Genomic DNA, 24914 nt, shown 5'->3' with positions numbered 1-24914 from the left:
GTCGTCGCCGCCGCCAACCACGTCGTGCTGATCGCCCGGGACGAGACCGACCTCGGCCCGCTCGCGAGCTGGGACCTGGGCAGCGGCGGGTTCGGCGCGGGGCTGGCCAACGTCTCGGTGGCCGAGGGCGTGGTCTACGCGCCCCTTGCCGGCGCGCTGGTGGCGCTGCACGCGCCGCCGGTGGAGCCCCTGGCCTCGCTGTCCACCTCACCGCTCGCGCTGAGTCCCGCGTTCTCGTCCTCCACCTTCGACTACGTGCTGCGCTGCGCGGCGGGAACCAACTCGGTGAGCTTCACCATGAGCGCGGTGCCCGGGGGCACCGTCGCCCTCGTCGCCCCGACCACCACCGAGCCCAGCGCCTCCCAGACCGCCACGGTGGACCTGGAGGAGAACCAGGCGGCGGTGGTGGAGGCGACCGACCCGAACGGGGCCGCGGCCCGGTACTGGGTGCGCTGCCTGCCCAGCGACTTCCCGCCCCTCACCGCCACCCCCCACCCGGCCGCGGGCGCGCCCAGCCCGGGTTGGTACCTCATCGGCAACAACATCAGTCCCTCAGGCACCCGCTCGTACGCCATGATCCTCGACGCACGCGGCACACCCGTCTGGTACAAGCGCGCAGCTCAGGCTGCGATCAACGTCACCCCCCTCGGCCACGACTCGGTTGCCTTCATGTCGGCGACGCCGCTGGGGGGCTTCGGCACCGATCCGAACTGGCACTACGACGCGTATTCCCTCGACGACGGACAGTCCACCGCGATCAGCACGGTGGGAGTGCCGACCGACCTGCACGAGTTGTATGCGCTTCCGAACGGCCACCACCTGCTGCTGTCGTACCCGCTCAAGCGCGGCGTCGACCTGACCGGTCTGCAGGCGACGCCCACCCCCGGGCCGAACTCGACCATCGCGGACTGCGTCGTGCAGGACGTCGACGCGCAGGGCGGATTGGTGTGGCAGTGGACCGGGAGCGACCACCTCGACCCGGTGACGGAATCGGCGATCGCGCCGGCGGTGACCATCAACGGCGAGACGGTCTACGACGTGTATCACTGCAACTCGATCGACGAAAGCCCCACCGGCGACCTGCTCGTGTCGGCCCGACACCTCAACGCCGTGTTCGAGATCCGGCACTCCGACGGAAAGGTCGTGTGGAAGATGGGCGGCAAGCCCGTCAACAAGGACGGCGCCGACATCATCGCCGTCCAGAACGACCCTGCGGGTGGCCCCGTCCTGCAGCACGATGCCCGGTACATGCCGAACGACCATATCAGCATGTTCGACAACCGGAGTGCGCAAGCAGGCGGTTTCGCGCGCGGCATCGAATACGCGCTCGATCTTGCGGCGAAGACGGCGCAACCGGTCTTCTCGTTCTCGTCACCGGACAACGCACCCAGCTGTTGCATGGGCAGCTTCCGGCGCTATCCCGACAGGCACAGCGTCATCGGCTGGGGCTACGTGACCGTGAGCAACGGCGCGGTCTTCACCGAGATCAACGCGTCCGGGCAGGCAGTGTTCGACGTGAAGTTCGCGAGCAGCTACGCGTCCTACCGTGCGGTGAAGGTGCCGCCGCCTCGCTTCGACGTCGACGTGCTCCGCGCCACCGCAGGTCAATGACGGCATCGAGCTGATCGCGTTCTTGTCGTAGTGAGCCGTGCTGACGACGGTTGTCTACGACAAGAAGGACGAGGGCCTCAGATGGCGCCGATCAGCTTCAGGCCCGTCGCCATCAGCACGAGGAACAGCACCGGCTTCACGATTCGGTCGGGAGCCTGAGACGAGACGTGGGCGCCCAGCCAGATGCCAGGGATGCCGCCGAGCAGCAGCGCGGCTGTCACGTCCAGCTGGAACTCGCCGAAGAGCAGGTGGCCCAGCGCGGCGGAGCCCACGAGCGGGATCGCCTGCACGAGGTCGGTGCCCACCAACTCCGCTGACGTCAGCCGGGGGTACAGCAGCATCAGCGCCACGATGATGAGCGAGCCGCTGCCGACCGAAGTCATCCCTACGACGAGCCCGCCGACGGCGCCGATGGCGAGCGTAGGCAGCGGTCGCACGTTCAGGGCCGGCGGCGCGGGCGCCTCGAGCGGGCCGCCGGCAGCGACCAACACCCGCTGCTCGGCCCTGGAGCGCTGCTGGAGGCGCGCCTTCACCACGATGCAGGCGGCCGCTACCAGTAATGCGATCCCGAGCCACAGCTTCAGGCGGTTGCCGGCGTCGTCGCCGAGCGCCCGCAGCACCAGCACGCCACAGAACGCGGCCGGCACCGAGCCCAGCATCAGCCAACGCAAGAGCTCCTTGCGGACGGTGCCCCGCCGCATGTGCACACTCGCGCCCACGGGCTTCATCACGAGCGACACCACGAGGTCGCTCGACACGGCGGCCAGCGGGTCGATGTGGAACAGAAGCACGAGCATCGGAGTCATCAGCGCGCCGCCGCCCATGCCCGTGAGCCCCACGACGAAGCCGCCCACCAATCCCGCCAACGTCAGATCCAGCTGCAAGATGGTCCCCCTCCGCACGGCAGCTTCACGTCAGTGAACACGTTCTTCAGTCAGCCGGTCAAGAAGGAAGGAAAGCAGCGAAGCTGGCGGCGATCGACGCCCGTCGCCAAGTCTGATCGTTTCCAAGCATCTGCCAAGGCCCCGCGGAGTCGGCGACCGCATGCTGAGTCTCGTCCCGAAGAGCTCGGGACGAGACAGCACGAGGGAGGAGACCATGAACCGAACACGCAAGGCCGTCGTAGGCGGCGCGCTCGCGGCGTGCACCCTGCTCGGCGGCGGTATCGGTGCGGCTCTGCTGAACGGCACAGCCAACGCTCAGACGTCCACGTCGACGACCGCCGCACGGTCCACCGCCCAGCCGGCACCCCCCAGCGGGCAGCCGCCCGCCAACTTCGACCCGACCAAGGGCGGCCACGTCGCCAACGGCATCACGGAGGTGCTGCTCACCGGCGACACCGCCGACAAGGTCAGGGCCGCGGCGCTGGCCGCGGTACCGGGTGGGACGGTCCAGCGCGTCGAGAACGACGCCGAGGGGTCGCCCTACGAGGCGCACATGACCAAGGCCGACGGTACCCAGGTGACCGTCAAGGTCGACAGCAACTTCAAGGTCACGAGCATGGAGGACGGTCCACGGTAGGCGTCCAACCGCTCACCGAGCATCAAACCGCACGGGTCAGGCGCCGGAATGGGCACCTGGCCCGTGCGGCTAGGGGACAGGGGCGCGGGCCGAGGGCTCGCCTCCAGCCCCACCGAACCGCTCAAGGTCATACCTACACCCGACCGACAACCTGGACATGACGTTCGAGCTGTGTCCCTACTGCCAGGCGTCGATCGAGGGCACCTACTTCCCCGGCGGCTGGTTGCGCATCGACTGTGCTGCCTGTGGCGCGCAGTGGGAGGTGCACGGGGGCATGATGCGGCGCATCGCCGACGGTGACCTGATGCGTCGCACCGGCGATACCCCGGAGGACCTCCGGCGCCGTGCGGACGTGCCGTCCGGCGACGGCGCGCAGTCGACGTCCTGAGTCGACCGTCGCACGCGAGGGGCGCACGCGTCGGGCGCCATTCCCAGCCGATTTGGTGAGCCCCGCGGAGGCGGCTCTGAGCTTTCCGGCCGAAGCTCGTCTGCATGACGACGACCGTCCTTCCCGAACCCTCGATCGCCATCCACGTCGACGCGACCATGGGCGGGGTCTCGACGAAGAAGCGCGGCGAGCACGTGTTCGACCGCTTCTGGCAGGCCGATCGGGCACGCGCCGGCGCGGGCACGGGTTTGGGGCTCTCCATCGTCGCGGGCATCGCCCACGAGCACGGCGGTACCGCCACCGCGGCCAACGCGGAGGGCGGCGGTGCGCGCTTCACCCTTCGCCTCCCGCTCGACACCCGATCCGGCTGACGAGCACGGCCGGGTACGGTGCAGGAGTGATCGAGGTGGAGGACGACGAGGGGGTCCGCGTCATCCGACTTGCGCACGGCAAGGTGAACGCGCTCGATCTCGAGTTGACCGAGGCACTCGTCGACCACTTCGGTCAACTCGGCGAAGCGAGCGATGTTCGCGCCGTCGTGCTCACGGGATCGGCGCGTGGCTTCTCCGCGGGTGTGGACCTGCGGCGGATCGTCGATGGGGGTGCGGCCTACGTCGAGCAGTTCCTTCCCACGCTGGCGGACGCGTTCGTCTCGCTGTTCAGCCTGCCCATGCCGGTCGTGGCCGCGGTGAACGGCTACGCGATCGCCGGCGGCTGCATCCTCGCCGCGGCCTGCGACCATCGCGTGCTCGCCCGCGGCGGGCGCATCGGGGCGTCCGAGCTCCAGGTCGGTGTCCCGTTCCCCGTCGCCGCGCTCGAGGTGCTCACCCATGCGTGCGGCCGCCATACGGAGGAAGTCGTGTTCGGAGGCGCGCTCTTCTCCGGCGACGACGCGGTGCGGGTCGGCCTTGCCCACGAGGTCGTGGACGACGGTGTCGTCCTGCGCCGGGCCCTCGAGGTGGCGCGGTCACGCGCGGCCATGCGGTCCGAGGTCTATCGCATGGCCAAGCGCCAGATGCGTGGTCCGGCGCTCGGGCGGATCGAGCAGAACCAGCCTCTCCTCGATCCGGCGACGGTCGAGGTGTGGGCGTCCGCCACGACCGCGGCGGTCATCCGCAGCCATCTCGAGCGTGTCGCGGCGCGTTCGGAGGCGTCCGCCTAGGTGCAGTGCCGGCTCAAGTGCAGTGCCGGCCGCCGTTGATGCAATAGTCGACGAGCTGCACCAGGCGAGCTTGGTCCCACGCGTTCCAGAAGTCGGCGTGCATCGTGTAAGGCGATCCCGAGGACAAGGTCACGGTCGCAGGACTCGGATAGCGATCCGTCCACTGGAACCGGGCGATGAGCCGCGGGAGCGACACCGGATAGCCCGGGGGGCAGATCCCCTTCTTGGAGTAGGCCATGTGACTCTTGTGATCGGGGCTGGTCACGTCTCGACCGTTCCAACAATCAGGGAACATCACGTGAGCGGTGAGCCCCGTGTCGCCGGGCTGGCACTGAGGCAGCGCGCTCGTCCTGCTGACGCTGCTCCCCGCTCCGCATCCCCAGTAGACGACTTCGGTCGGCTGGGGTGACGTGGCGTGCGAATCACCCGCGAGGATCTTCAGATGCGCGGGCCAGGTGGCCAACGGAAGGGGCTTGTTGCTGCCTGTGTAGTAGAAGGTCGATTTCGGCACGGGTAGAGGTTTGCCCGAGACGTAGAGCGTGGGCGCCCAGTACGACGCGGTGTCGCCGGGCTCGTCGCCCGAGTGAGCGGGCGTCGCGCACGCCGAGGAGCCGTCCCGCAGGTCCTGGTACGTCGCGGTCAAGCTGATCGCCCGGCTCCCGTAGAACTCGTGGTTGTGCGACGCCGCACGCGTGATCGGATCGATGGGTTTGGAGAGCACGGGGCCGAGGCACTGGACGATGAACTGCCCGGGGCTCGTCGCGGCCAGCACGCGGTCGCAGCCGGCCGCAGCACCCGCGACGAGGATCATGACCAGCGCAACGACCGAGTGCTTCGTGCGCCACGCGCGCGGCCTGCGCAACCGCCGATCGGGAAGAATGTCGTCGCGCCGAGACGCGGACGTCGACTCGCGCTGACCCATGAAGGATCACCTCGCTCGCAGATCTTGGCTGCCCGAAAGCGAAGGTTCCTCGGCGCGCGACCAACCCAAACGTGCTACCGCGAGCCTGGGACAGCCCCCTCCAGTGCTGCGTCAACCCTTTTCCCCGAGGGCGCGGATTGTCAAGCAGGGGGTCTATCGAACTGACCAGCAAGGGCCTCAGATTCGCTGAGAATCGCTGAGGCGGACGGAGCGGCCGGCGCTCCTCAATGGCACGCCGCGCTGCCGGCATCGGTCGGGCCGTTCGGGAGCTCGGGGGTGAAGCGCCATTCATAGCCGTTGGTCTCGAGCCGCATGAGCAGGACGCCAAAGGTGTCGCGTATACGCACCTCGCTGTTCGGATGCACGTTGGGGAAGCCCTGGAGGTTGTCGCCGCCCGTTCCCACCACGAACTCGCGGATGCCGCGCGTCGCGTCGAGCCGGCCCACCGGGTCCTGTGGCGCGAAGCGCTCGTAGTTGTGGTTGTGCCCGTTGAGGACGACGTCGACCCCCGCCGCGTACAACACATTCCACAGCGGCCGAACCGAGCGGTTCTCGGCTTCTGGTCCCGACGAGAACAGAGGCGAGTGCCAGAAGGCGAGCGTGCACTTGGTCTCGTGCGCAGCGAGGTCGTCGCGCAGCCACCTCTCCTGGTCCGAGCCTGCGAAGCAACCCACGTCGTTGCAGTTGGAGTTGAGCGCGACGAGATGCCATGCACCGACGTCGAAGCTGTACCAACCCTGCCCGGGCTTTCCCGCGACATGCCCGAAGTACTGGAAGTACGCGGCGGCGCCGCGCGTGTAGTACTCGTGGTTCCCCGCCACCGGATAGGTGATCGACTTCAGGGTTCCCCACGAGCGGGCGTACGAGGCGCGGTAGTCGGCGAGCGTTGCCGCCTCGTACTGGTTGTCGCCGAGAGCCAGGACTCTGTCGACGTCGGCGCGCTTCAACAGCGCGGCAGTGGCGTCGGCATGGCAGTTTCCGACCGCCGCCGGGTCTTTCCCGAAGAAGCGGTTCGCCGGGTCGCACGCGATGTCTCCTGCCGCTCCGATGAGTCGAGCGGGACCCCTGTACGACCGCGTCGCGGCTCCGCGATCGCTCACCACCGTCGGGGCGGGGTCGCCGTGAGGGATGACGACCCAGAGGAGCGCCGCCACCAGCGACAGGACCGAGACCGATGCGACGAGCGCCCAGGTCGAGATCGGCGACCTGGTCGCCGTCGCCCCAGCACCCCCACGTCCACTTTTCGCACTTCCCGGCACCGTCCGCCGCCCCCTCACGTGCGGTCGGAGCCTACCGTCGGGGCGCGATCTCGGAGCCTCCGCACCGCGCCGGGAAGTCTCGGTGTCAACCTGATGTCGAGAGTTGGTGGTCGTCGGCGACCGGTGGAGCGACCGATTGGGGCTTGCACGCCCCGCTGCGGCCTTTGTCCCTTGACCGCGCGGCCCGGGAACCTGTTCACTGGCGTGCTGCTGCCGTCTGGAGGGGGGACCGTCGTTGCAGCTGGATCCGATCTCGAACGGGTGGCTGGACGCCTCGTCCCCGACAGACCGGTCGGCGCGCGCCCAACGACCGCATCGAGGTCCGGCGCAGCCATTTCGCAATGGGCTCCTCTACCCTGAGAACACATGACGACGACGTACCAGCTCTCACACCTGAAGGCGCTCGAGGCCGAGTCGATCCACATCATCCGCGAGGTCGCGGCCGAGTTCGAACGACCGGTGCTGCTCTTCTCCGGCGGCAAGGACTCGTGCGTGATGCTGCGCCTGGCGGTCAAGGCGTTCTGGCCCGGGCGCCTGCCCTTCCCGATCATGCATGTCGACACCGGCCACAACTTCGACGAGGTGATCGCCTTCCGCGACCGGTGTGCGGAGGAGCTCGGTGCGAGGCTCATCGTTGCGTCCGTGCAGGCGTCGATCGATGCGGGTCGAGTGGTCGACGTCGGCGGGCCGTCGCCTTCGCGCAACCGCCTGCAGACGACGACCCTGCTCGACGCCATCGAGGAGCACCGCTTCGACGCCGTGTTCGGCGGCGCGCGGCGCGACGAGGAGAAGGCCCGGGCCAAGGAGCGGGTGTTCAGCTTCCGCGACGAGTTCGGACAGTGGGATCCCAAGAACCAACGACCCGAGCTCTGGTCGCTCTACAACGGTCGCCACAACCAGGGCGAGCACATCCGGGTCTTTCCTCTGTCGAACTGGACCGAGCTCGACATCTGGCAGTACATCGCCGACGTCGGCCTCCCGCTGCCGTCGATCTACTACGCCCACCGGCGCAAGGTCTTCCGCCGCGACGGCATGCTGCTGGCGGTGAACCCCTTCCTCACGGTCTCCGAGACCGACGATGTCTACGAGGCAACCGTGCGCTACCGCACGGTCGGCGACGCCACCTGCACCGGCGCGGTCGAGTCGACCGCCGCCACCGTCGAGGAGGTCATCGCCGAGGTGGCCGCCAGCCGCATCACGGAGCGGGGTGCCACCCGCGCCGACGACAAGTTCTCCGAGGCCGCCATGGAGGACCGCAAGCGCGAGGGCTACTTCTGATGAGCGAGCTCCTGCGCTTTGCCACGGCGGGCTCGGTCGACGACGGCAAGAGCACGCTCATCGGCCGGCTGTTGTACGACTCGAAGCAGATCTTCGAGGACCAGTACGAGGCGGTCGAGCGCGTGAGCCTGGCGCGCGGCGACGAGTACGTGAACCTGGCACTGCTGACCGACGGGCTGCGAGCCGAGCGCGAGCAGGGCATCACCATCGACGTCGCTTACCGCTACTTCGCCACTCCGAAGCGCAAGTTCATCATCGCCGACACGCCCGGCCACGTGCAGTACACGCGCAACATGGTCACGGGGGCCTCGACGGCAGACCTCGCGCTCATCCTGATCGACGCTCGCAAGGGCGTGCTCGAGCAGAGCCGTCGCCATGCGTTCATCGCGTCGCTCCTGCGGATCCCCCATCTCGTGCTGTGCGTCAACAAGATGGACCTCGTCGACTACGACCGAGACGTGTTCGAGTCGATCAAGGAGGACTTCCGCAGCTTTGCGATGAAGCTCGACGTGCCCGACCTCACATTCGTGCCGATGTCGGCGCTGCACGGCGACAACATCGTGCACCGCTCGACGGTCATGGACTGGTACGAAGGCTCATCGCTGTTGCACCACCTCGAAGAGGTGCACATCGCGTCCGACCGCAACCTCATCGACGTGCGCTTCCCGGTGCAGTACGTGATCCGTCCGATGTCGAACTCGCACCACGACTACCGGGGCTATGCCGGTCAGGTGCTCGGCGGGGTGATCAAGCCGGGCGACGAGGTGGTGGTGCTCCCTTCGGGCTTCACGAGCACGGTGGCATCGATCGACAGCCAGGACGGGCCCGTGGAAGAGGCGTTCCCGCCGATGTCGGTCACGATCACCCTGGCCGACGACATCGACGTATCGCGCGGCGACATGATCTGCCGGGTCCACAACCGGCCCTCGATGGGCCAGGACATCGACGCCATGATCTGCTGGATGAGCGAGCGGCCGCTTCGGGCGGGGGCGAAGCTCGCCATCAAGCACACGACCCGATGGGGCCGGGCGCTCGTGAAGGACCTGATCTACGAGCTCGACGTCAACACCTTGCACCGCAACGAGGACCCCGCCTCGCTAACCCTCAACCAGTTGGGGAGGGTGAGGGTGCGCACCACCGTGCCGCTCCTCTACGACGACTACCGTCGCAACCGCTCGACGGGCAGCTTCATCCTGGTGGACGAGGCTTCCCACGAGACGCTGGCGGCGGGGATGATCCTGACCGCGAGCGGCTGATCGACCGACCACGTTCCGTTTTGCTCTAGCTGTCGTCCACCACCTCTTGTATAGTCCGAACCCGGCTGCCGAAGGCGAGCTGTGAACCAGCGCGGCGGCCTCGGGGGGGGACCATGTGGACGCTCGGGCAAAACCCGTGACTCGTTGGTGGAAGGCCGGGCCCACGAAGCCTGGCTTCTCCGCGACCCCGGCCCTGCTGGCGGGTGGCATCGCCGTGGTCGCCATGGCGGTGCTGCTGGTCGCCGAGGGGAGAGGGGCGTCGGCGGTGGCGTCGACCCTCTACGTCAACAAGGGTGCCTCGAACTGCTCCGATTCCGGCAACGGCGGGCAAAGCCAGCCGTACTGCACCATCAAGAAGGCCGCAACCGTGGCCGTCGCCGGGCAGACGGTCCTCGTCTCGAGCGGGACCTATGGCGGCGACGTGGTCGTCTCGAACTCCGGCACGTCGAGCGCGCGCATCGTGTTCCAGGAGGCCTCCGGCGCCAGCGTCACGGTGAGCGGGGGAACGAACGGCTTCAAGGTCTCGGGCAAGAGCTACGTCACGATCAAGGGCTTCACCGTCACCCAGACGACGGGCATCGGGCTCTATTTGAAGACGGCGTCCAACATCACGCTGGACAGCAACGACGTCTCCGTTGCCGGTCAGCGCACGAGCGGCAACACGGCTCCCGGCATCAAACTCGACGCCACCACCAACTCCCTCCTAACCGGCAACACCACGCACGACAACAGCGACCACGGGATCCAGCTCGTGGGCAACGCGACAGGAAACGACGTCGCGAACAACGTCTCCTACAACAACGCCCGCACGGTCAGCCGCGCCGCCGAGGGCATCTTCCTGACCTCGGCGCCGGGCAACACGGTCCACAACAACCTCGTCCACGACAACGAGGACTCGGGCATCGGGCTGTGGAACGGCTCCAACAACAACACCGTGTTCGACAACGTCGTGTACAAGAACGGCGACCACGGCATCGACACCCTCAGCTCGACCGGCGAAAAGATCGTCTCGAACACCGTCTTCAAGAACGTCGACTCCGGCATCGAGCTGCAGACGAACGCCGGGGCCGACATCAGCAACAACATCAGCGTCGACAACGGCATCAACAGCCCGCGCACCAAGGGCAACATCAGAGTGGTCGACTCGGGGTCGGCCTCCCAGATGACGATGGACTACAACGTCCTCTTCCTGAGCGCCGACAACGACCTGATCGACTATCTCGGCGTCAAGTACACGACGCTCGCGTCCTTCCAGGCAGCGATCGGCAAGGAGCTCCACGGCAAGCAGGCCGACCCCAAGTTCGCCAACTCCGCGTCGGGCGACTTCCATCTCCTCGCCGGATCGCCGGCGATCGATTCGGCCAACTCGGGCGCGGGGGGTCAGCCCGCCGCCGACTTCGACGGCCGGGCGCGGGTCGACGATCCGCTCACGACGAACACCGGGGTCGGCCCGCGCGCCTACGACGACCGTGGCGCCTTCGAGTACCCACCCAATGGCGATCGTCCGCCGGTGGCCGTCAACGACACCGCCACCACGCCGAAGAACGTCGCAGTGACCGTCAACGTGCTGGCCAACGACAGCGACCCCGACAACGATCCGCTCACGGTCACCGGCACATCCGCGCCCGCGCACGGCACCGCCGTGGTGAACGGCAACAACACCGTCACCTACACCCCGGCGGCCAACTACTCCGGGCCCGACTCCTTCAACTACACGATCAGCGACGGTAGGGGCGGCACCGCGACCGCGACGGTGTCGATCACCGTCACCTCCGTCAACGCCGCGCCGGTGGCGAGCGCGCAGTCGGTGTCGCTCGTCGAGGACACCACCAGCACCGTCACCCTCACCGGCACCGACGCCGACAACGACCCGCTGCGCTTCAAGGTCACGTCGCTGCCGGCCAACGGCAAGCTCTACGACGGCACGGGCACGGCCGGCCACGTCATCGTGGCGGGCGACCTGCCCTACGCGCTGACGGGCACGTTCAACAAGACCACCTACCAGCCCAACGCGAACTACTTCGGGTCCGACTCCTTCCAGTTCAAGGCCAACGACGGCCAGGTCGACTCCACCGCGGCGGCGACGGTGTCGATCACCGTCACTGCCGTCAATGACCCACCGGTGGTGAGCGGGCAGTCGGTGACGCTCAACCAGGACACGACGAGCACGCTCACCCTCACCGGCACCGACGCGGACAACGACCCGCTGCGCTTCAAGATCACGTCGCTGCCCGCGAGCGGCAAGCTCTACGACGGAACCGGCACCGGAGGCCACCTGATCGTGGCGGGCGACCTGCCCTACGCGCTGACGGGCACGTTCAACCAGGCCACCTACCAGCCCAACGCCGGCTACTCCGGCCGCGACTCGTTCCAGTTCAAGGCGCACGACGGCCAGGTCGACTCGACGTCAGCGGCGACGGTGTCGATCACCGTCAACCACGTGAACCATGCGCCGGTGGCCAACGACGACTCGGCCTCGACGCCGCAGAACACCGCGGTCACGGTCAGCGTGCTGGCGAACGACACCGATCCCGACAACGACCTGTTGACGGTGACCGGCGTGTCGCCGCCCGCGCAGGGCACTGCGGTGGTGAACGGCGGCACGACCGTCACCTACACCCCGGCCTCGGGTTACTCGGGCCCCGACTCGTTCACCTACACGATCAGCGACGGCAACGGGGGCACCGCGTCGGCGAGCGTGTCGATCACGGTGAACGACCCGCCGGTGGCCAACGCCCAGTCCGTGACGCTCAACCAGGACACCGCCAGCGCGGTCACCCTCACCGGCTCGGATCCCAACAACGACCCGCTGCACTTCAAGGTCACGTCGCTGCCGACCAGCGGGAAGCTCTACGACGGCACCGGCACTGGTGGCCACCTCATCGTGGCGGGCGAGCTGCCCTACGCGCTGACGGGCACGTTCAACAAGGCCACCTACCAGCCGAACGCGGGCTACTCGGGCCCCGACTCGTTCCAGTTCAAGGCCAACGACGGTCAGCTCGACTCCACCGCCGCCGCGACGGTGTCGATCACCGTCAACCGCGTGAACCATGCACCGGTGGCCAACAACGATTCGGCCAGCACCCCGTCGAACACGCCGGTCACGGTGAACGTGCTCGGCAACGACACCGACTCCGACAACGACACGCTGACGGTCACGGCGGTGTCGCTGCCGTCCCATGGGGTCGCGACGGTGAACCTGGACAACACCGTCACCTACGCTCCCGTGCTCGGCTACTCCGGGCTCGACTCGTTCACCTACGACGTGAGCGACGGCAACGGAGGTACGGCGACGGGCACCGTGTCCGTCACCGTGAACGATCCGCCGGTCGCGAACGCGCAGTCGGTGTCCCTCACCATGGACACCACGAGCACCGTCACCCTCACGGGGTCCGACCCCAACAACGACCCGCTGCGCTTCAAGGTCACGACGCTGCCGGCTCACGGCAAGCTGTACGACGGCACCGACACCGGGGGCCACCTCATCGTGGCGGGCGACCTTCCCTACGCGCTGACGGGCACGTTCGACACGGCGACCTACCAGCCCAACGCCGGCTACTCGGGCCCCGACTCGTTCCAGTTCAAGGCCAACGACGGTCACGTCGACTCCACGGCGGCGGCCACGGTGTCGATCACCGTCAACCGCGTCAACCACGCGCCGGTGGCCAACGACGACTCGGCCTCGACGCCGCAGAACACCGCAGTCACGGTGAGCGTGCTCGCCAACGACACCGATTCCGACAACGACCTGTTGACGGTGACCGGCGCGTCGACCCCTGCCCATGGCAGCACCGTTGTCAACGCCGGGGCCACCGTCACGTACACCCCCACCGCGGGGTACTCCGGGCCCGACTCGTTCACGTACGACATCAGCGACGGCAACGGTGGGACGGCGTCGGCCACCGTGTCCGTCCTCGTGAACGATCCGCCGGTTGCCAGCGCCCAGTTGGTCTCGCTCAACCAGGACGTCACGACCACCGTCACCCTCACCGGCTCCGATCCCGACAGCGACCCGCTGCGCTTCAAGGTCACCTCGCTGCCGGCGCACGGCAAGCTCTACGACGGCACGGGCACCGCCGGTCACCTGATCGTGGCGGGCGACCTGCCCTACGCGCTGACGGGCACGTTCGACAAGGCCACCTACCAGCCGAACGCCGGCTACTCCGGGCCCGACTCGTTCCAGTTCAAGGCCAACGACGGTCACGTCGACTCGACGTCGGCCGCGACCGTCTCGATCACTGTCAACCACGTCAACCGCGCGCCGGTGGCCAACGACGACTCGGCCGCGACGTCGCAGAGCACGCCGGTGACGGTGAGCGTGCTGGCGAACGACACCGACGCCGACAACGACACGCTCACGGTGACCGGCGCATCCACTCCTGCGCACGGCGGAGCCGTGGTCAACGGCGACAACACCGTCACCTACACCCCGACCGCGGGTTATTCCGGGCCCGACTCGTTCACCTACGACGTGAGTGACGGCAACGGCGGGACGGCGACGGCCACGGTCTCCATCACCGTGAACTTCGTGAACCATGCGCCGACAGCCGCCGCCCAGTCGGTGTCGCTCAACCAGGACACCACCAGCACCATCACGCTCACCGGCTCCGATCCCGACAGCGACCCGCTGCGCTTCAAGGTCACGTCGCTGCCCGCGAGCGGCAAGCTCTACGACGGCACCGGCACGGCCGGTCATCTCATCGTCGCGGGCGACCTGCCCTACGCGCTGACGGGCACGTTCGACAAGGCCACCTACCAGCCCAACGCCGGCTACTCCGGCCCCGACTCGTTCCAGTTCAAGGCCAACGACGGTCAGCTCGACTCCACCGCCGCCGCGACGGTGTCCATCACGGTGAGCCACGTCAACCACCCGCCGGTGGCAAACGACGACTCGGCCACGACGGCACAGAACACGCCGGTCACGGTGAGCGTGCGTGCCAACGACACCGATCCCGACAACGACCTGCTGACGGTGACCGGCGCCTCCACCCCGGCCCACGGCAGCACAGTGGTGAACGGCGGCGCGACCGTCACCTACACCCCGGCATCGAGCTACTCCGGGCCCGACTCGTTCACGTACACCATCAGCGACGGCAACGGCGGGACGGCGTCGGCCACCGTGTCCATCACGGTCACCGCGGCGACGAACCTCATCACGAACCCCGGATTCGAGACCGACACGTCCGGCTGGCAGGCCGGAGCGACGTTCAACACGCTGACACGCGTCGCCGGGGGCCATTCCGGAGGTTGGGCGGCGCAGCTCTCGAACTCAACGGCGGGCTCGCAGTGCACGCTCGACGACAAGCCCAACTCGGTGGCCATCACCCAGAGCGGCCCCTACACGGCGCGCATCTGGGTCCGCTCCGACACGCCCGGTCTGAGCTTCAAGCTGCGCATCCGGGAGTACAACGCCGGTGCTCAAGTGGGATCCGTGTCGACGACGGTCACCCCGACGACGACCTGGCAGCAGGTGACGGTGGTCTACACGCCGGTGGCTCCGGGCCAGTCGAACCTCGACTTCCAGGCCTACACGACGGCGTCCCCGGTCGGGGTCTGCTTCCAGGCCGACGACGCCACGCTCACACACTGATACGCGCCTCTCGATCCGAGGCGCTTGCCAGCTAATCGCCGTAGGTGGGTCATCCCTGCGCGCGTCGGCGTCTCGCGAGACGCGGCGCCGGCGCTCGCCCGCGAAAAAGGCAGCGACGTGATGACGCGCGGCGACATCACGGGGTTCACGCGTTCGCGGTGTACGTAGGGTGAAATCCCCATGACAAATACGTTCATTTCCGCTGTTGAGATGCCGCGCCAGCCAGATACCTTGCGTCCTACAGGCGGATGGACCCGTGGGTCGTTTTCACGGCCGCGGCGAGGCGGAAGAGGCAACATTGGAACTCGGGGACGCAATTCAACGGATTCTGCGGCGACACTGGACTTTCATCGTCCTTGCGCTCGTCGTGGGTTTGGCCATTCCGGTCGTAGCTCATGCCCGGGACGCGAAGCGCTATGTCGCGACTTCACGTCTGGTGATCGATGCCGCCGACCCGAAGAACGCGCAGGCGTCCACGGCCCTGGCAGATGGCGCACAAGGCATCGTGACGAGCCCGGGCCGTGTCGCATCTGCTCTTCGCAAGGCTCACGCGACACGAAACGTGACCGACTTCGCCGCGAACGACGTGGCGATCAAGGTCGTCGGCACGTCCGGTGTCGTCGACCTGTCGGTGACCGACACGAGCGCGACCGTCGCGACTGTCGTGGCGAACGACCTGGCGAGGCAGCTCGTCCAGGCGCGCCAGCAGGTTGCCGGCGGTGACGTTCCGCAGCTCGTCGAGAGCTTGAACGCCCAGATCTCAGCGGCTACACAGCGCATCGCCGAGCTCAACGCAGCGACCGGAGCCTCGGTCGCGAACGTCAACGCGCGTGCTGCCCAGGCAAGCGTGCTGAAGACCCAGCACGACGCGGCCGTCCGCGAGCGCAGCGACCTGGAGAAGCAGCGCCAGACGGTGCTCGCGCAGCTCGGCCGACCGCAGGCAAACAGCGACGTGCTCGCCCGCCAGGCGGCGACGCTCGACTCGCAGATCACGACCGTCAATCAGAGGATCGCCGACCTGGAAGCCGCGTCCGCCGCGGTGGCGGATCCGCAGAGCTCGCCCAGTGACGTGCTGCGGCTCCAGCACGACGAGGCCGTCCAGGAGCGGAGCGACCTTCAGTCCCAACGGCAGCGGCTGGTGGAGAGCGAGGCGCTGCAGCCCAAGGCCACGATCATCGATCCGGCGCGGCGGCCGTCGAGCCCTGCGTCCTCCGGTCTCCCTGCCGACCTGGTTCTCGGTGGCCTGCTCGGGTTGGCCCTCGGCATCGCCGCCGCGGCCGTGCTCGAGGTCCTGCGTCCGAGCGTCGTGGGTTCCGAAGCGCTGGCCCGCCAGCTGAACGTCCCGGTGCTCGGGAAGCTCTCGGGCCCCCCGACGGAGTCGACGCCGGTCGACGATGACCGTCTCGGCGGTTACGTCAGGCTCGCGGCGAACGGCGCAGGAGTCAGCGCTATCCGACTCGTGGGTGCCGGGCCCGCGATCGAACTCGACCGCATGGCCGACTGGCTCGGCGCCGCGGCCGGCCTGCCGCGCAACGACATGGCCCTGGCGGCCGCGCAGCTCCCGATCGACCGCGCCAACGGGTCCAGCTGGGGCATGCCGGTGATCGCCAGCACGAACGGCGCGGGCGCCTCGACCGGGCTCGTCCTCGTCGCTCCGTCGATGTTGAACCGGAGCGAGCTGGACCCGATCGCGCATCTGGTCGCGATGACGCACTGGCTGTTGCTCGGCGTCATCACGTACGAGCGCCCAATGCGCTTCTGGCGGCGGCGCAAGCAACCGGTTCGGACGACGCCCCCCACGGTGGTCACGGAAGTCACGCAGCGAGCCGCGATCCGGACGCCTTAGGCAACGGCCGTCGGCAACGGCCGGACAGAAACTCGTGTGGGGGGGAGAGTTGTATGCACGAATCGCTCTGGACCGCGGGCGAACGCGTCGACATCCGGTGCGCGCCGCAGTGGTTGACAGAAGTCTTGTACGAAGGCGCCGGTGGAGCCTTCGAGGATCCAGCCCCTGAGGCGTCAACGATGTCCGTCGAGGTGGAGGCGGCGCGTCACAGCTTCAGAGTCGGGGAATGGGAGCCCTTGATGAGAGGCGCATGGCGCCAGGGACGAGAGGTCCTCATCGAGAACGCCTGTTCATCGGGCCTCGACCTGCTCGTGCGCCCGAACCGAGGCTCGGTCGACTTCGTCGCCCGGTGGCGCCCACCTGTCAGGGTGCGCGCCGCGGCCGGGATGCGTTCGCGGTTCCATCTGCTGCTGCGGGCGGTCCTCCTGCAGTACCCCGCGATGTGGTGGGCGGGTACCCGCGGTCGCATTCCGCTTCACGCGTCGATGTTCACCGCCGACACGATGACGCCTTTGGTCGCGGGGCCGAGTGGGGTCGGCAAGTCCACGTTGCTCGCGACCGAGCTGGCTGCGGGCGGGCGGGCGACCTCCGACAACCTGTGTGTCACCGACGGCGTCGCGGGATGGGGCGTCGTGGAGCCCCTCCGCCTCGAAGGGAAGTCGGGCCGCCGCATGCCGCACGGCCGCCGGGAGCAACCGTTCATCGGTCGGGTGTCGGTCCTCACACCCGATCGGGTGGTGTTGCTGCGGCGAGGGACGGGCACCAGGCCCGAGGTCGGTCCCTGCGACCCCAGCGTCGCTGCTCGCGCCCTCATCGGGAGCACCTACATGGCCGGGGAGATGCGGCGGTACTGGCCCTTTGCCGCGACAGTCGCGGCAGGCACCGGCCTCGGTCCCGCGCATCCCCCTATTTGCGCGGTCTCCGAGACGCTGACGCGCCGCGTGCCTTGTGTGCAGGTCGTCCTCTCGACGGACCGCACCATGCGTCTCTCCTCGGTGCTCGACGCCGGCGGCGTCCGCAACGAGGCCGAGTCGACCGGCCGGACAGAGGCTCCCGTCGTCACGCCGCACGTTCCGGCTGAGGCCTTGGCGCGAGCCAGGATCAGCAGCGAGCCCGCGCGATGACGACCGCAGCCACGGCGGGACCGACCGCGAGCTCGCAGGCCGCTCGGGTCTTCGAGAGCGACGACTCGCCCGCAGACGAACGCCTGGTCTCCCTGCTGGAGGCGCGCGTGCGAGACGCCGATCTGGTGGCCCCTCCCGTCGTGCTGCCCGACTTCCTCCACAAGGAAGACATGGAGATGCCGTCGAGCATCACCGTGGCGACACGCGACACGATTCGCTCGACCTTCACCAGCAGCTCGGTGAACTGCGGCATGGCCCTGATCGCGCTCGACATCGATCGGCCCCGCGTCGAGGCCATCGGTGACTTCTACCGGCGGGTCCGTGAGCGGTACCCGTGGCCGCCGAAGAAAACGCTCGAGCTGTCCACCAACGACGTCCTCCGGTGCGCCAAGGAAGGGGCGGCCTTCGCGGTCGACCGGTTCGGGCTCGATGCACAGGAGCTCGAGCGGATCGAGGAGGGCGGCTGCCTCGACGTGGACCGGTACGGCGGTGCGGAACGCGTCGGCCGTGAGCTGCCGTGGATGACGCAACAGCTGGCGCGCATGCGGTTCGGCACCATCGGCCCGAGCAACCACTTCATCGAGCTGCAGCAGGTCGAGGAGGTCTTCGACGCTCCGGTCGCCGCCCGGCTGGGTCTGCACCTCGGGCAGCTCACGCTCCAGTACCACGGCGGCGGTGGAGTGCTGGCCGGCCAGGTGGGGCGCCTGTTCGGGCGTCGTCAGAAGATCGCCCGCAAGGTCCGCTGGCAGATGGCGGTGCAGAAGCCCTTGCACCACTTCGGGTCGGCGCGGTCGCTCGACGAGCTCAGGTTGCGGAAGGCGCTGTACTTCGCGTCCGGCGTGCCGATCCCGAGGAACGGGCCCGAAGGCGAACGGTTCATGCTGGCGAACGCGGCCGCGATGAACTACGGCATCGCCTTTCGGGCGGCGTCCTACGCAGGACTGATGGGCATGGCGAACGCGGCCTTCGCTCTCCTCACAACTCCATCTACGAGGAGGACGTCGATGGCGCGAGCGCGATCGTGCACCGTCACAACTCGTGTCGTGCGTACCCGGCGTCGAGGATGCCCGCGAACACAGTGTTCGGCGAGGTAGGTCAGGCCACGCTGCTGCCCGGCACCAGCCGCACGTCTTCCTACGTCTGTGTGGCCGACGAAGGTGCCTCGGAGAGCTTGTACTCCGCGTGTCACGGCGCTGGAAGCATCATCAATGACTTCGCCGAGAGTGGTAAGTCGCACCTCGACCCGATGGGTCGAACGACGGTTCGCTTCGCCTACTCCGACGAAGCACCGAACGAGGTGCCGCAACTCGACGACCGCGGTGTCGACGAGGCGCTCGCCATCTTGACGAACAACGGCCTGTCGCGTCCGGTGGCACGCCTGCGACCGTTGGCGGTGCTGCGATGAGGACGATGGCATTCCGAGATCAGGACGAGCGTGCCGCGCGGGGCCTCGCCGCGATCCCGCGCCGCGACCGCCTGCCGGTGGTCGTTGTCGCCCTGGGCGTCGCGCTCCTGCCCCTGCTGCGTCCGAAGGGGCCGGGGCACGTGAGCCCCGACGATCTCGTCATGGCCGCCGGCGTGCTGGCGACGCTTCTCTGGGCGAGCGCGACCCGAGCCAAGTTGCATCTGCCATACGTCATCCCGGTCGGGATCATGGTGGTGGCGGGATGCGTGTCCGCCCTGTTCGGCATCGCGCCGGGCACCGGCACCGTTGCCGTCCTGCAGGACGTGTTCCTGCTTTGCTGGTGTGCGGCGGTGATGAGCGCCTGTCGGAAGCCGGCGTCGCTCGGGGTCGTCCTGCGCACCTGGTCGTGGAGCGCCGTCGGATGGGCCGCGTTCCTGCTCGTCGCGGTGCTCACGCACCGCCACGGGCTCGCGGGAATCAGTCACGCCAACGGCGGGCGCGCCGCGCTGACGTTCGATCACCCGAACATGGCCGCGAACTACTTCTTCATCTCCCTCTTCGTCGTGGTCCTGTCCCGGTCGCCGCGCAACCGCTGGGCGAGGGTGGCCGCGTGCGTGCTGCTGCTCGGTGCTCTGGTCGTCACGGGCTCGAACGCCGCCCTGCTGGGGCTTCCGATCGCCGCCGGGGTCGCGGGGTACGTCGCGATCCGGCGGTACGCCGATTCGGTGACGGCACTGGCGGTGGTGATGGTCGTCGTGCTGGCGGGCGGTCTCGGCGTGATGTTCGTCCAGCAGCGGGTGGTCGAGAGCATCCACCGGAGCAACAACAAGCTCGTTCACTTCTCGGTCGCGCGCAGCTCGAAGAGCGCCTCAGCTCGGGAGCAGCTCTTCGCGCAGGAATACGACTTGTTCCGCACCGGCAACATCCTCGGCCGCGGGCCCGCGAGCACGAGGTTGACGCTCGGTACCTCCACGGCGGCGACGGTGAAGGAGGCGCACGACGACTACCTCGCCACCCTGGTCGAACGGGGCGCCCTGGGCGTCGTCGGTCTCATGCTGCTGATCGGGACGATCATCATCCGTGCCAGCAACATCGCTCCCCGACGATTGTCGCCTGAGTTCCGGCGGGTGGTCCCATCGACCGCGCCCCTCATCGGCGCGCTGGTCGGGATGGCCGTGTCCGCGTTCACACATGAGGTGCTTCACTACCGTCACTTCTGGGCGCTGCTCGGCATTCTCGCCGCGATCTATCTGTTCGGCAGAGAAGACGAGTCGGCCCCCTCAGCTCCGGTGTGGGCCAGGCGATGAATGCGCTCGTGACCGGCGCGGCGGGGTTCGTCGGTTCCCATCTCTGTGGGGAGCTGCTCGATCACGGCTACGCGGTTCGTGGCGTCGACTGCTTCACCGACTACTACCCGCGTGCGCGGAAGTGCCAGAACGTCGAGCCGCTGCTCGGACGGCGCGGTTTTCGGTTCACCGAATGCGACCTGCACGACGTCGAGCTCGGAGAGCTCCTCGACGACATCGACGTCGTCTTCCACCTGGCGGGCCAGCCCGGCGTGCGCCCGTCGTGGGGAAGGGACTTCGGGCACTACGTCCGGCAGAACATCTCCGTCACGCAGCGGCTGCTCGAGGCGGTCAAGCCGCGACCGATCCGCAAGCTCGTCTACGCGTCCAGCTCCTCTGTGTACGGAGACGCGGAATGCTTCCCGACGCCCGAGTCCGTCCGGCCTGCCCCCGTCTCCCCCTACGGTGTCACCAAGCTGGCAGCCGAGCACCTCTGCGAGCTCTACCGCGTGAACTTCGGCATTCCGACGGTGTCGCTACGCCTGTTCACGGTCTACGGGCCGCGGCAGCGTCCCGACATGGCCTTCTCCCGGCTCGTCGAAGCCGCGCTCCGGCAGCGGACCTTCGAGCTGTACGGCGACGGCAGTCAGACCCGGGACTTCACCTACGTGGCAGACGTCGTGAGCGCCATGCGTGATGCGGCTCTCAGCGACTGGTGTGGCGTCGCGAACATCGGCGGTGGCTCTCGTACGTCGATGAAACAGGTGATCGCGGCCGTGGAGGCCCTGTGCGGGCCGGTCGACATCACCGTCGGACGCACTCAGCAGGGCGACGTGCGACACACTGCGGCAGACACGCGTGTCGCCGCGACAAGCTTCGGCTACGCGCCCCGGACGTCGATCACCGACGGCATCCGGGCGATGGTCGCATGGGCGCGCGACGCGCCGCCGTGGGGCAACCAGCCGTCGGGCGAGCAGAAGGAGCAGCGGATCGGCGGCTCACCCGTCATTGCGAGCCACGCCCGTTCTGATGGCTCGTAGACCCGTGGCCGTGATGGAAGGGACGCCGCGTTCGTCCTCGCGGACGGTCGCGGCCAACTCGGTCTGGCAGCTCTTGACGTTCGCAGCTCGGGCGATCTCCGGGCTCGGCGTCGTCGTGATGGTGGCGAGGTCCGGCGGTCCTCGTTCCCTCGGCGTGTTCCAGTTCGCGATGACGTTCACGGCCATGCTGCCCTTCTATTACGGGATACCGAGCCTGCTGGCGCGCGAGGTGGCGCGCCGGCCGGGTGAGAGCAGAAAGTGGGTCGAGGTCGGGACCCTCATCGCACTGCTCGCCGGTGCGCTGTTCACGGCCCTGTTCGTCGTCGGCACACGCGTGGTGGGTGCTTCCTCCCAGACGGCGGTCGCACTCTCGATCGCATCGGTGGGGATGGCGTTCGACGGCGTGGCGAGAGTGCAGTTCGCGGCCTTCTGGGCGTGGGAGCGGTTCCGTCTCGAAACCATCGCGACTGCGCTTCAGGAGCTGGCGTTCCTGGTGGCCACCGCTCTCATTCTCGCGACCGGCGGCGGCGTGCGTGGAGCCCTCATCGCGTTCACCGTCTCTCGTGCGCTCGGTGCTCTCGCGGGCTGGGTGGTGGTCGGTCGACGTCTGGGCGCGATACCCATCCCTCGAGCGCACGTCTCCTTCCTGCGGGAAACCGCCCGCCGCTGCACACCGTTCGCCATAAGCGACACGCTCACGCTGACGTACATGCGCGCCGATTCGGTCATGCTCGGCATCTTTCAGGGCCCCGTGGCGGTCGGCCTGTATCAGGCCGGCACCAATCTCGTGCTCTACATGAACGTGCTCGCTCGCTGCATCAACTACGCGCTCTACCCGCGGATGAGCAAGGCGTGGCCCGGTCGTCGGGACGACTTCGGCAGGTTGCGTGACGCGTCCTTCCGAATCATCGGCCTCATCTCGATGCCGATCACGGTCGCGAGCCTGCTGCTTGCTCCGCAGATCTTTCGCTTCCTGTACGGCCAGAAGTTCGACCGCGCCGTGCTGACCTACCAGCTCCTCGTGCTCGTGATCCCGGTCCGGATGCTGAGCCACACGTTCAGCCTTGCGCTCGCCGCGATGGACCGTCAGACCCGCCGCACGGTGGCCGTCACCACCGCCGCCGCGACCAACGTCGCCCTCAACCTCTATTTCATCCCGCGTTGGTCGTATCTGGGAGCGGCGATCACCACGATCATCTGCGAGACGGGTCTCCTGGCGGTCTACGCCTACATCCTGCGGCGATCCGTCGGCAGTTCCGCGCTGGGTGAGGCGATCGCGGTGCCGGCGCTCGCGACGCTCCCGATGGGAGTCGCCATCCTCCTGACCATCCACCAGCAGCTCTTCGTCTCGATGACCGCCGGCATGATCGCCTTCGGCCTCGCCACGATCGCGGCGACGCGAGTCGCTCCGGAGGAACGTCGCGCACCGAAGGCGATGTGGATGGGCCTCGTCAAGGGCATGACATGACGTCCGACGCCCGCCTCATGAACTGGCGCTTCGTCGTGCCGCCCGCCCAATCGCGCCTGCTCCTCCTGTCCGTGGACCACGAGTCCGTGCCGGATGCAGTCGTACCCACGCGAACCGCGACGGACCTGGCGTTCGCGCTGCAGGAAGGCCCGTACACCGGCATCGTCGTCGGGGACCTCGCGGCCTGGCAGGCCATCCACGCCGACGGCGACCCGAGCTCAGAGCTGCTCCCGTTACTGGTCGCGTCCTTGACCCGCGATGGCTGGCTCTACGCGGCCTTCCCCAACCGGTGGGCGCCCGGCGCCCTGCGGCGACGGACTCGGCTCACCTCGCGCGCTCTCACCCAGGGCCTGCGCGCGGCCGGGTTCACCGGGATACACACGTACTTCGCGCTGCCGAGCCAGCGATGCCCTGCGTACCTCGTGTCCGCCGACCGCCGCGCCGAGTTCGACTACTTCCTCACGCGCCTCTTCTTTCCCTATGTCGGCAGCTCGAGCCCTCGTACCGCGCGACTTCGACAGCGAGTCCTCGACTGGGGACGCTGGATCGCGCTTCGGGTGCCACACCGGCTGCGCGTCGCGCTCAGCCCGGGGATGGCGATCGTGGCGACGAGGTCGGCATGATCGACGCCCTCCTCGCCTGGCTGAACGACGGGTGCACGGAGCCGGGAAACGAACGACCTCGGCTCACGGGCGGCATCGTCGCCGGCCTCTACCGCAACTCGAGCAAGGTGACGTTGATCCTGTTCGACGCGCGCGGAGAGCTCGGAGCGGTGGTGAAGGCGACCCGTCGACCGAGCGCGGAGGCTTCGCTCATGGCGGAGTACGCCGCCCTCAAGGAGCTGACGCACATGGCTCCGGAGGCAATGCGCGGTGCGCCCCGGCCCATCGCGCTGGAGCGCGTCGACGGTCACCTCGTGCTGGTCGAGTCCCCGGTCGTGGGCGAGCCCATGACGGCTCGCTACTACTCCCCGGGCCACACGAGCGACCCGGGTCGGGTCGCCCTCGACTTTCGGGCGGCCGCGTCCTGGCTGGAGCGGTTCCAGCAGACGACGGCAACCGGCGAGGTGCTCGTCGACAGCGTGTCGATCGATGCGTGCGTCGACGGTGTCCGGACCCGATACCAGCGCGAGATCGGCTGGAACCGCGTCGAGGAGGAGCTCTTCGACAGCCTCACGCGTCGAGGGCTCGACTTCGAAGGGACGCGGCTGCCGCTCGTCGGTGTGCACGGCGACTTCTGGATGGGGAACCTCCTCATGGGCGAGGAGGGGATCGAGGGCGTCGTCGATTGGGAGCTGGCCGGGCTGAACGGCCTGCCCTTCCAGGACATCTTCAAGTTCCCGACGTCGTACGGCTTCTACCTGGACCGTGCGTATCCGGGCAACGACGGAGTGGTCCCGGGGCACGTGGGCTGGGGCCGCGGTCACGAGCGATGGGCGCAGTACGGCGACTGGTCGAACCTCGTCGGGTTCAGGTACTCATACTTTGAAGCGGGCTGGTTCCCCGACCTGGTGCGCCAGTTCATCGAACTGCAGTTGAAGCGGGCGGGAGTGCCGGTCGGGCTCGTCGCGGTCTTCTTCCCGTTGTTCCTCGCCGAGCAGGCCATGACGCTCGACGACCCCGAGTTCCGCAATGGCTACCGCGCCGCGCTCAGGGCCTTCTGGCGGGAGCGGGAATCGACGTGGCTGTGGAACGAAGACAAGGCCGGACTCAACGCAAAGACCCCGGGCGGAAAGGACTCGTAGTGGAGAGCAGAAGC

Annotated in this window: 18 protein-coding genes; 15 read left to right on the top strand and 3 right to left on the bottom strand. The window is 68.3% G+C overall.

Annotated elements, in window-relative coordinates; genetic code table 11:
• A partial coding sequence (locus E6G06_12785; GenBank protein TML90414.1) for a hypothetical protein occupies window positions 1-1611 on the top strand: 1611 nt, incomplete at its 5' end.
• 77 nt (window positions 1612-1688) lie between these two features.
• On the opposite strand, the gene E6G06_12780 is transcribed toward E6G06_12785, so the two are convergent.
• Window positions 1689-2495: a sulfite exporter TauE/SafE family protein gene (locus E6G06_12780; protein TML90413.1), complete on the bottom strand. Its 807-nt coding sequence runs from the start codon at window positions 2493-2495 to the stop codon at window positions 1689-1691.
• A gap of 214 nt (window positions 2496-2709) precedes the next feature.
• Here E6G06_12780 and E6G06_12775 point away from each other — a divergent pair, with 214 nt between their 5' ends.
• From E6G06_12775 to E6G06_12765, 3 genes are all read left to right on the top strand, one after another.
• Window positions 2710-3132, top strand: a complete 423-nt coding sequence (locus E6G06_12775) for a PepSY domain-containing protein (protein TML90412.1) — start codon at window positions 2710-2712, stop codon at window positions 3130-3132.
• A gap of 157 nt (window positions 3133-3289) precedes the next feature.
• Complete coding sequence (locus E6G06_12770; GenBank protein ID TML90411.1) at window positions 3290-3520, top strand: hypothetical protein; 231 nt, start codon at window positions 3290-3292, stop codon at window positions 3518-3520.
• Between the two features lie 55 nt (window positions 3521-3575).
• A complete protein-coding gene (locus E6G06_12765) occupies window positions 3576-4682 on the top strand; it encodes an enoyl-CoA hydratase/isomerase family protein (GenBank protein TML90410.1) in 1107 nt (368 codons plus the stop codon).
• Window positions 4683-4695: 13 nt separating this feature from the next.
• Here E6G06_12765 and E6G06_12760 read toward each other — a convergent pair whose 3' ends face one another.
• On the bottom strand, window positions 4696-5604 hold the full coding sequence (locus E6G06_12760; protein TML90409.1) for a DUF1996 domain-containing protein: 909 nt from the start codon (window positions 5602-5604) through the stop codon (window positions 4696-4698).
• A 224-nt stretch (window positions 5605-5828) separates the two neighbouring features.
• A complete protein-coding gene (locus tag E6G06_12755) occupies window positions 5829-6881 on the bottom strand; it encodes an alkaline phosphatase (GenBank protein ID TML90408.1) in 1053 nt (350 codons plus the stop codon).
• A gap of 348 nt (window positions 6882-7229) precedes the next feature.
• Between E6G06_12755 and cysD the strand changes: the two genes are divergently transcribed.
• The 11 genes from cysD (at window position 7230) to E6G06_12700 (ending at window position 24900) form a co-directional block, all read left to right on the top strand.
• Window positions 7230-8141, top strand: a complete 912-nt coding sequence (gene cysD, locus E6G06_12750) for a sulfate adenylyltransferase subunit CysD (GenBank protein TML90407.1) — start codon at window positions 7230-7232, stop codon at window positions 8139-8141.
• The gene (locus E6G06_12745) at window positions 8141-9397 is read left to right on the top strand and encodes a GTP-binding protein (GenBank protein TML90406.1); all 1257 of its coding nucleotides are present in this window, start codon (window positions 8141-8143) and stop codon (window positions 9395-9397) included. The genes cysD and E6G06_12745 overlap by 1 nt, the downstream gene beginning before the upstream one ends.
• Window positions 9398-9533: 136 nt before the next feature.
• A complete protein-coding gene (locus E6G06_12740; protein TML90405.1) occupies window positions 9534-14987 on the top strand; it encodes a tandem-95 repeat protein in 5454 nt (1817 codons plus the stop codon).
• A 562-nt stretch (window positions 14988-15549) separates the two neighbouring features.
• On the top strand, window positions 15550-16833 hold the full coding sequence (locus E6G06_12735; protein ID TML90404.1) for a hypothetical protein: 1284 nt from the start codon (window positions 15550-15552) through the stop codon (window positions 16831-16833).
• Window positions 16834-17012: 179 nt separating this feature from the next.
• The gene (locus tag E6G06_12730; protein TML90403.1) at window positions 17013-17957 is read left to right on the top strand and encodes a hypothetical protein; all 945 of its coding nucleotides are present in this window, start codon (window positions 17013-17015) and stop codon (window positions 17955-17957) included.
• Window positions 17958-18474: 517 nt separating this feature from the next.
• Complete coding sequence (locus E6G06_12725) at window positions 18475-19362, top strand: hypothetical protein (protein ID TML90402.1); 888 nt, start codon at window positions 18475-18477, stop codon at window positions 19360-19362.
• Between the two features lie 5 nt (window positions 19363-19367).
• On the top strand, window positions 19368-20669 hold the full coding sequence (locus E6G06_12720) for a hypothetical protein (protein ID TML90401.1): 1302 nt from the start codon (window positions 19368-19370) through the stop codon (window positions 20667-20669).
• A complete protein-coding gene (locus tag E6G06_12715) occupies window positions 20666-21688 on the top strand; it encodes an NAD-dependent epimerase/dehydratase family protein (protein TML90400.1) in 1023 nt (340 codons plus the stop codon). Before E6G06_12720 ends, E6G06_12715 begins: the two co-directional genes overlap by 4 nt.
• A complete protein-coding gene (locus E6G06_12710; GenBank protein TML90399.1) occupies window positions 21678-23156 on the top strand; it encodes a flippase in 1479 nt (492 codons plus the stop codon). The genes E6G06_12715 and E6G06_12710 overlap by 11 nt, the downstream gene beginning before the upstream one ends.
• Entirely contained in the window at window positions 23153-23779 is a 627-nt protein-coding gene (locus tag E6G06_12705) for a hypothetical protein (GenBank protein TML90398.1), read from the top strand. The genes E6G06_12710 and E6G06_12705 overlap by 4 nt, the downstream gene beginning before the upstream one ends.
• The gene (locus E6G06_12700) at window positions 23776-24900 is read left to right on the top strand and encodes an aminoglycoside phosphotransferase family protein (protein ID TML90397.1); all 1125 of its coding nucleotides are present in this window, start codon (window positions 23776-23778) and stop codon (window positions 24898-24900) included. The genes E6G06_12705 and E6G06_12700 overlap by 4 nt, the downstream gene beginning before the upstream one ends.
• The last annotated feature ends 14 nt before the right edge of the window (window positions 24901-24914 follow it).

This window comes from Actinomycetota bacterium (genome assembly GCA_005888325.1).
Lineage (GTDB): Bacteria > Actinomycetota > Acidimicrobiia > Acidimicrobiales > AC-14 > AC-14.
The sequence above is the reverse complement of the archived record's forward strand: the minus strand, read 5'-3'. Positions and strand labels throughout refer to the sequence as shown.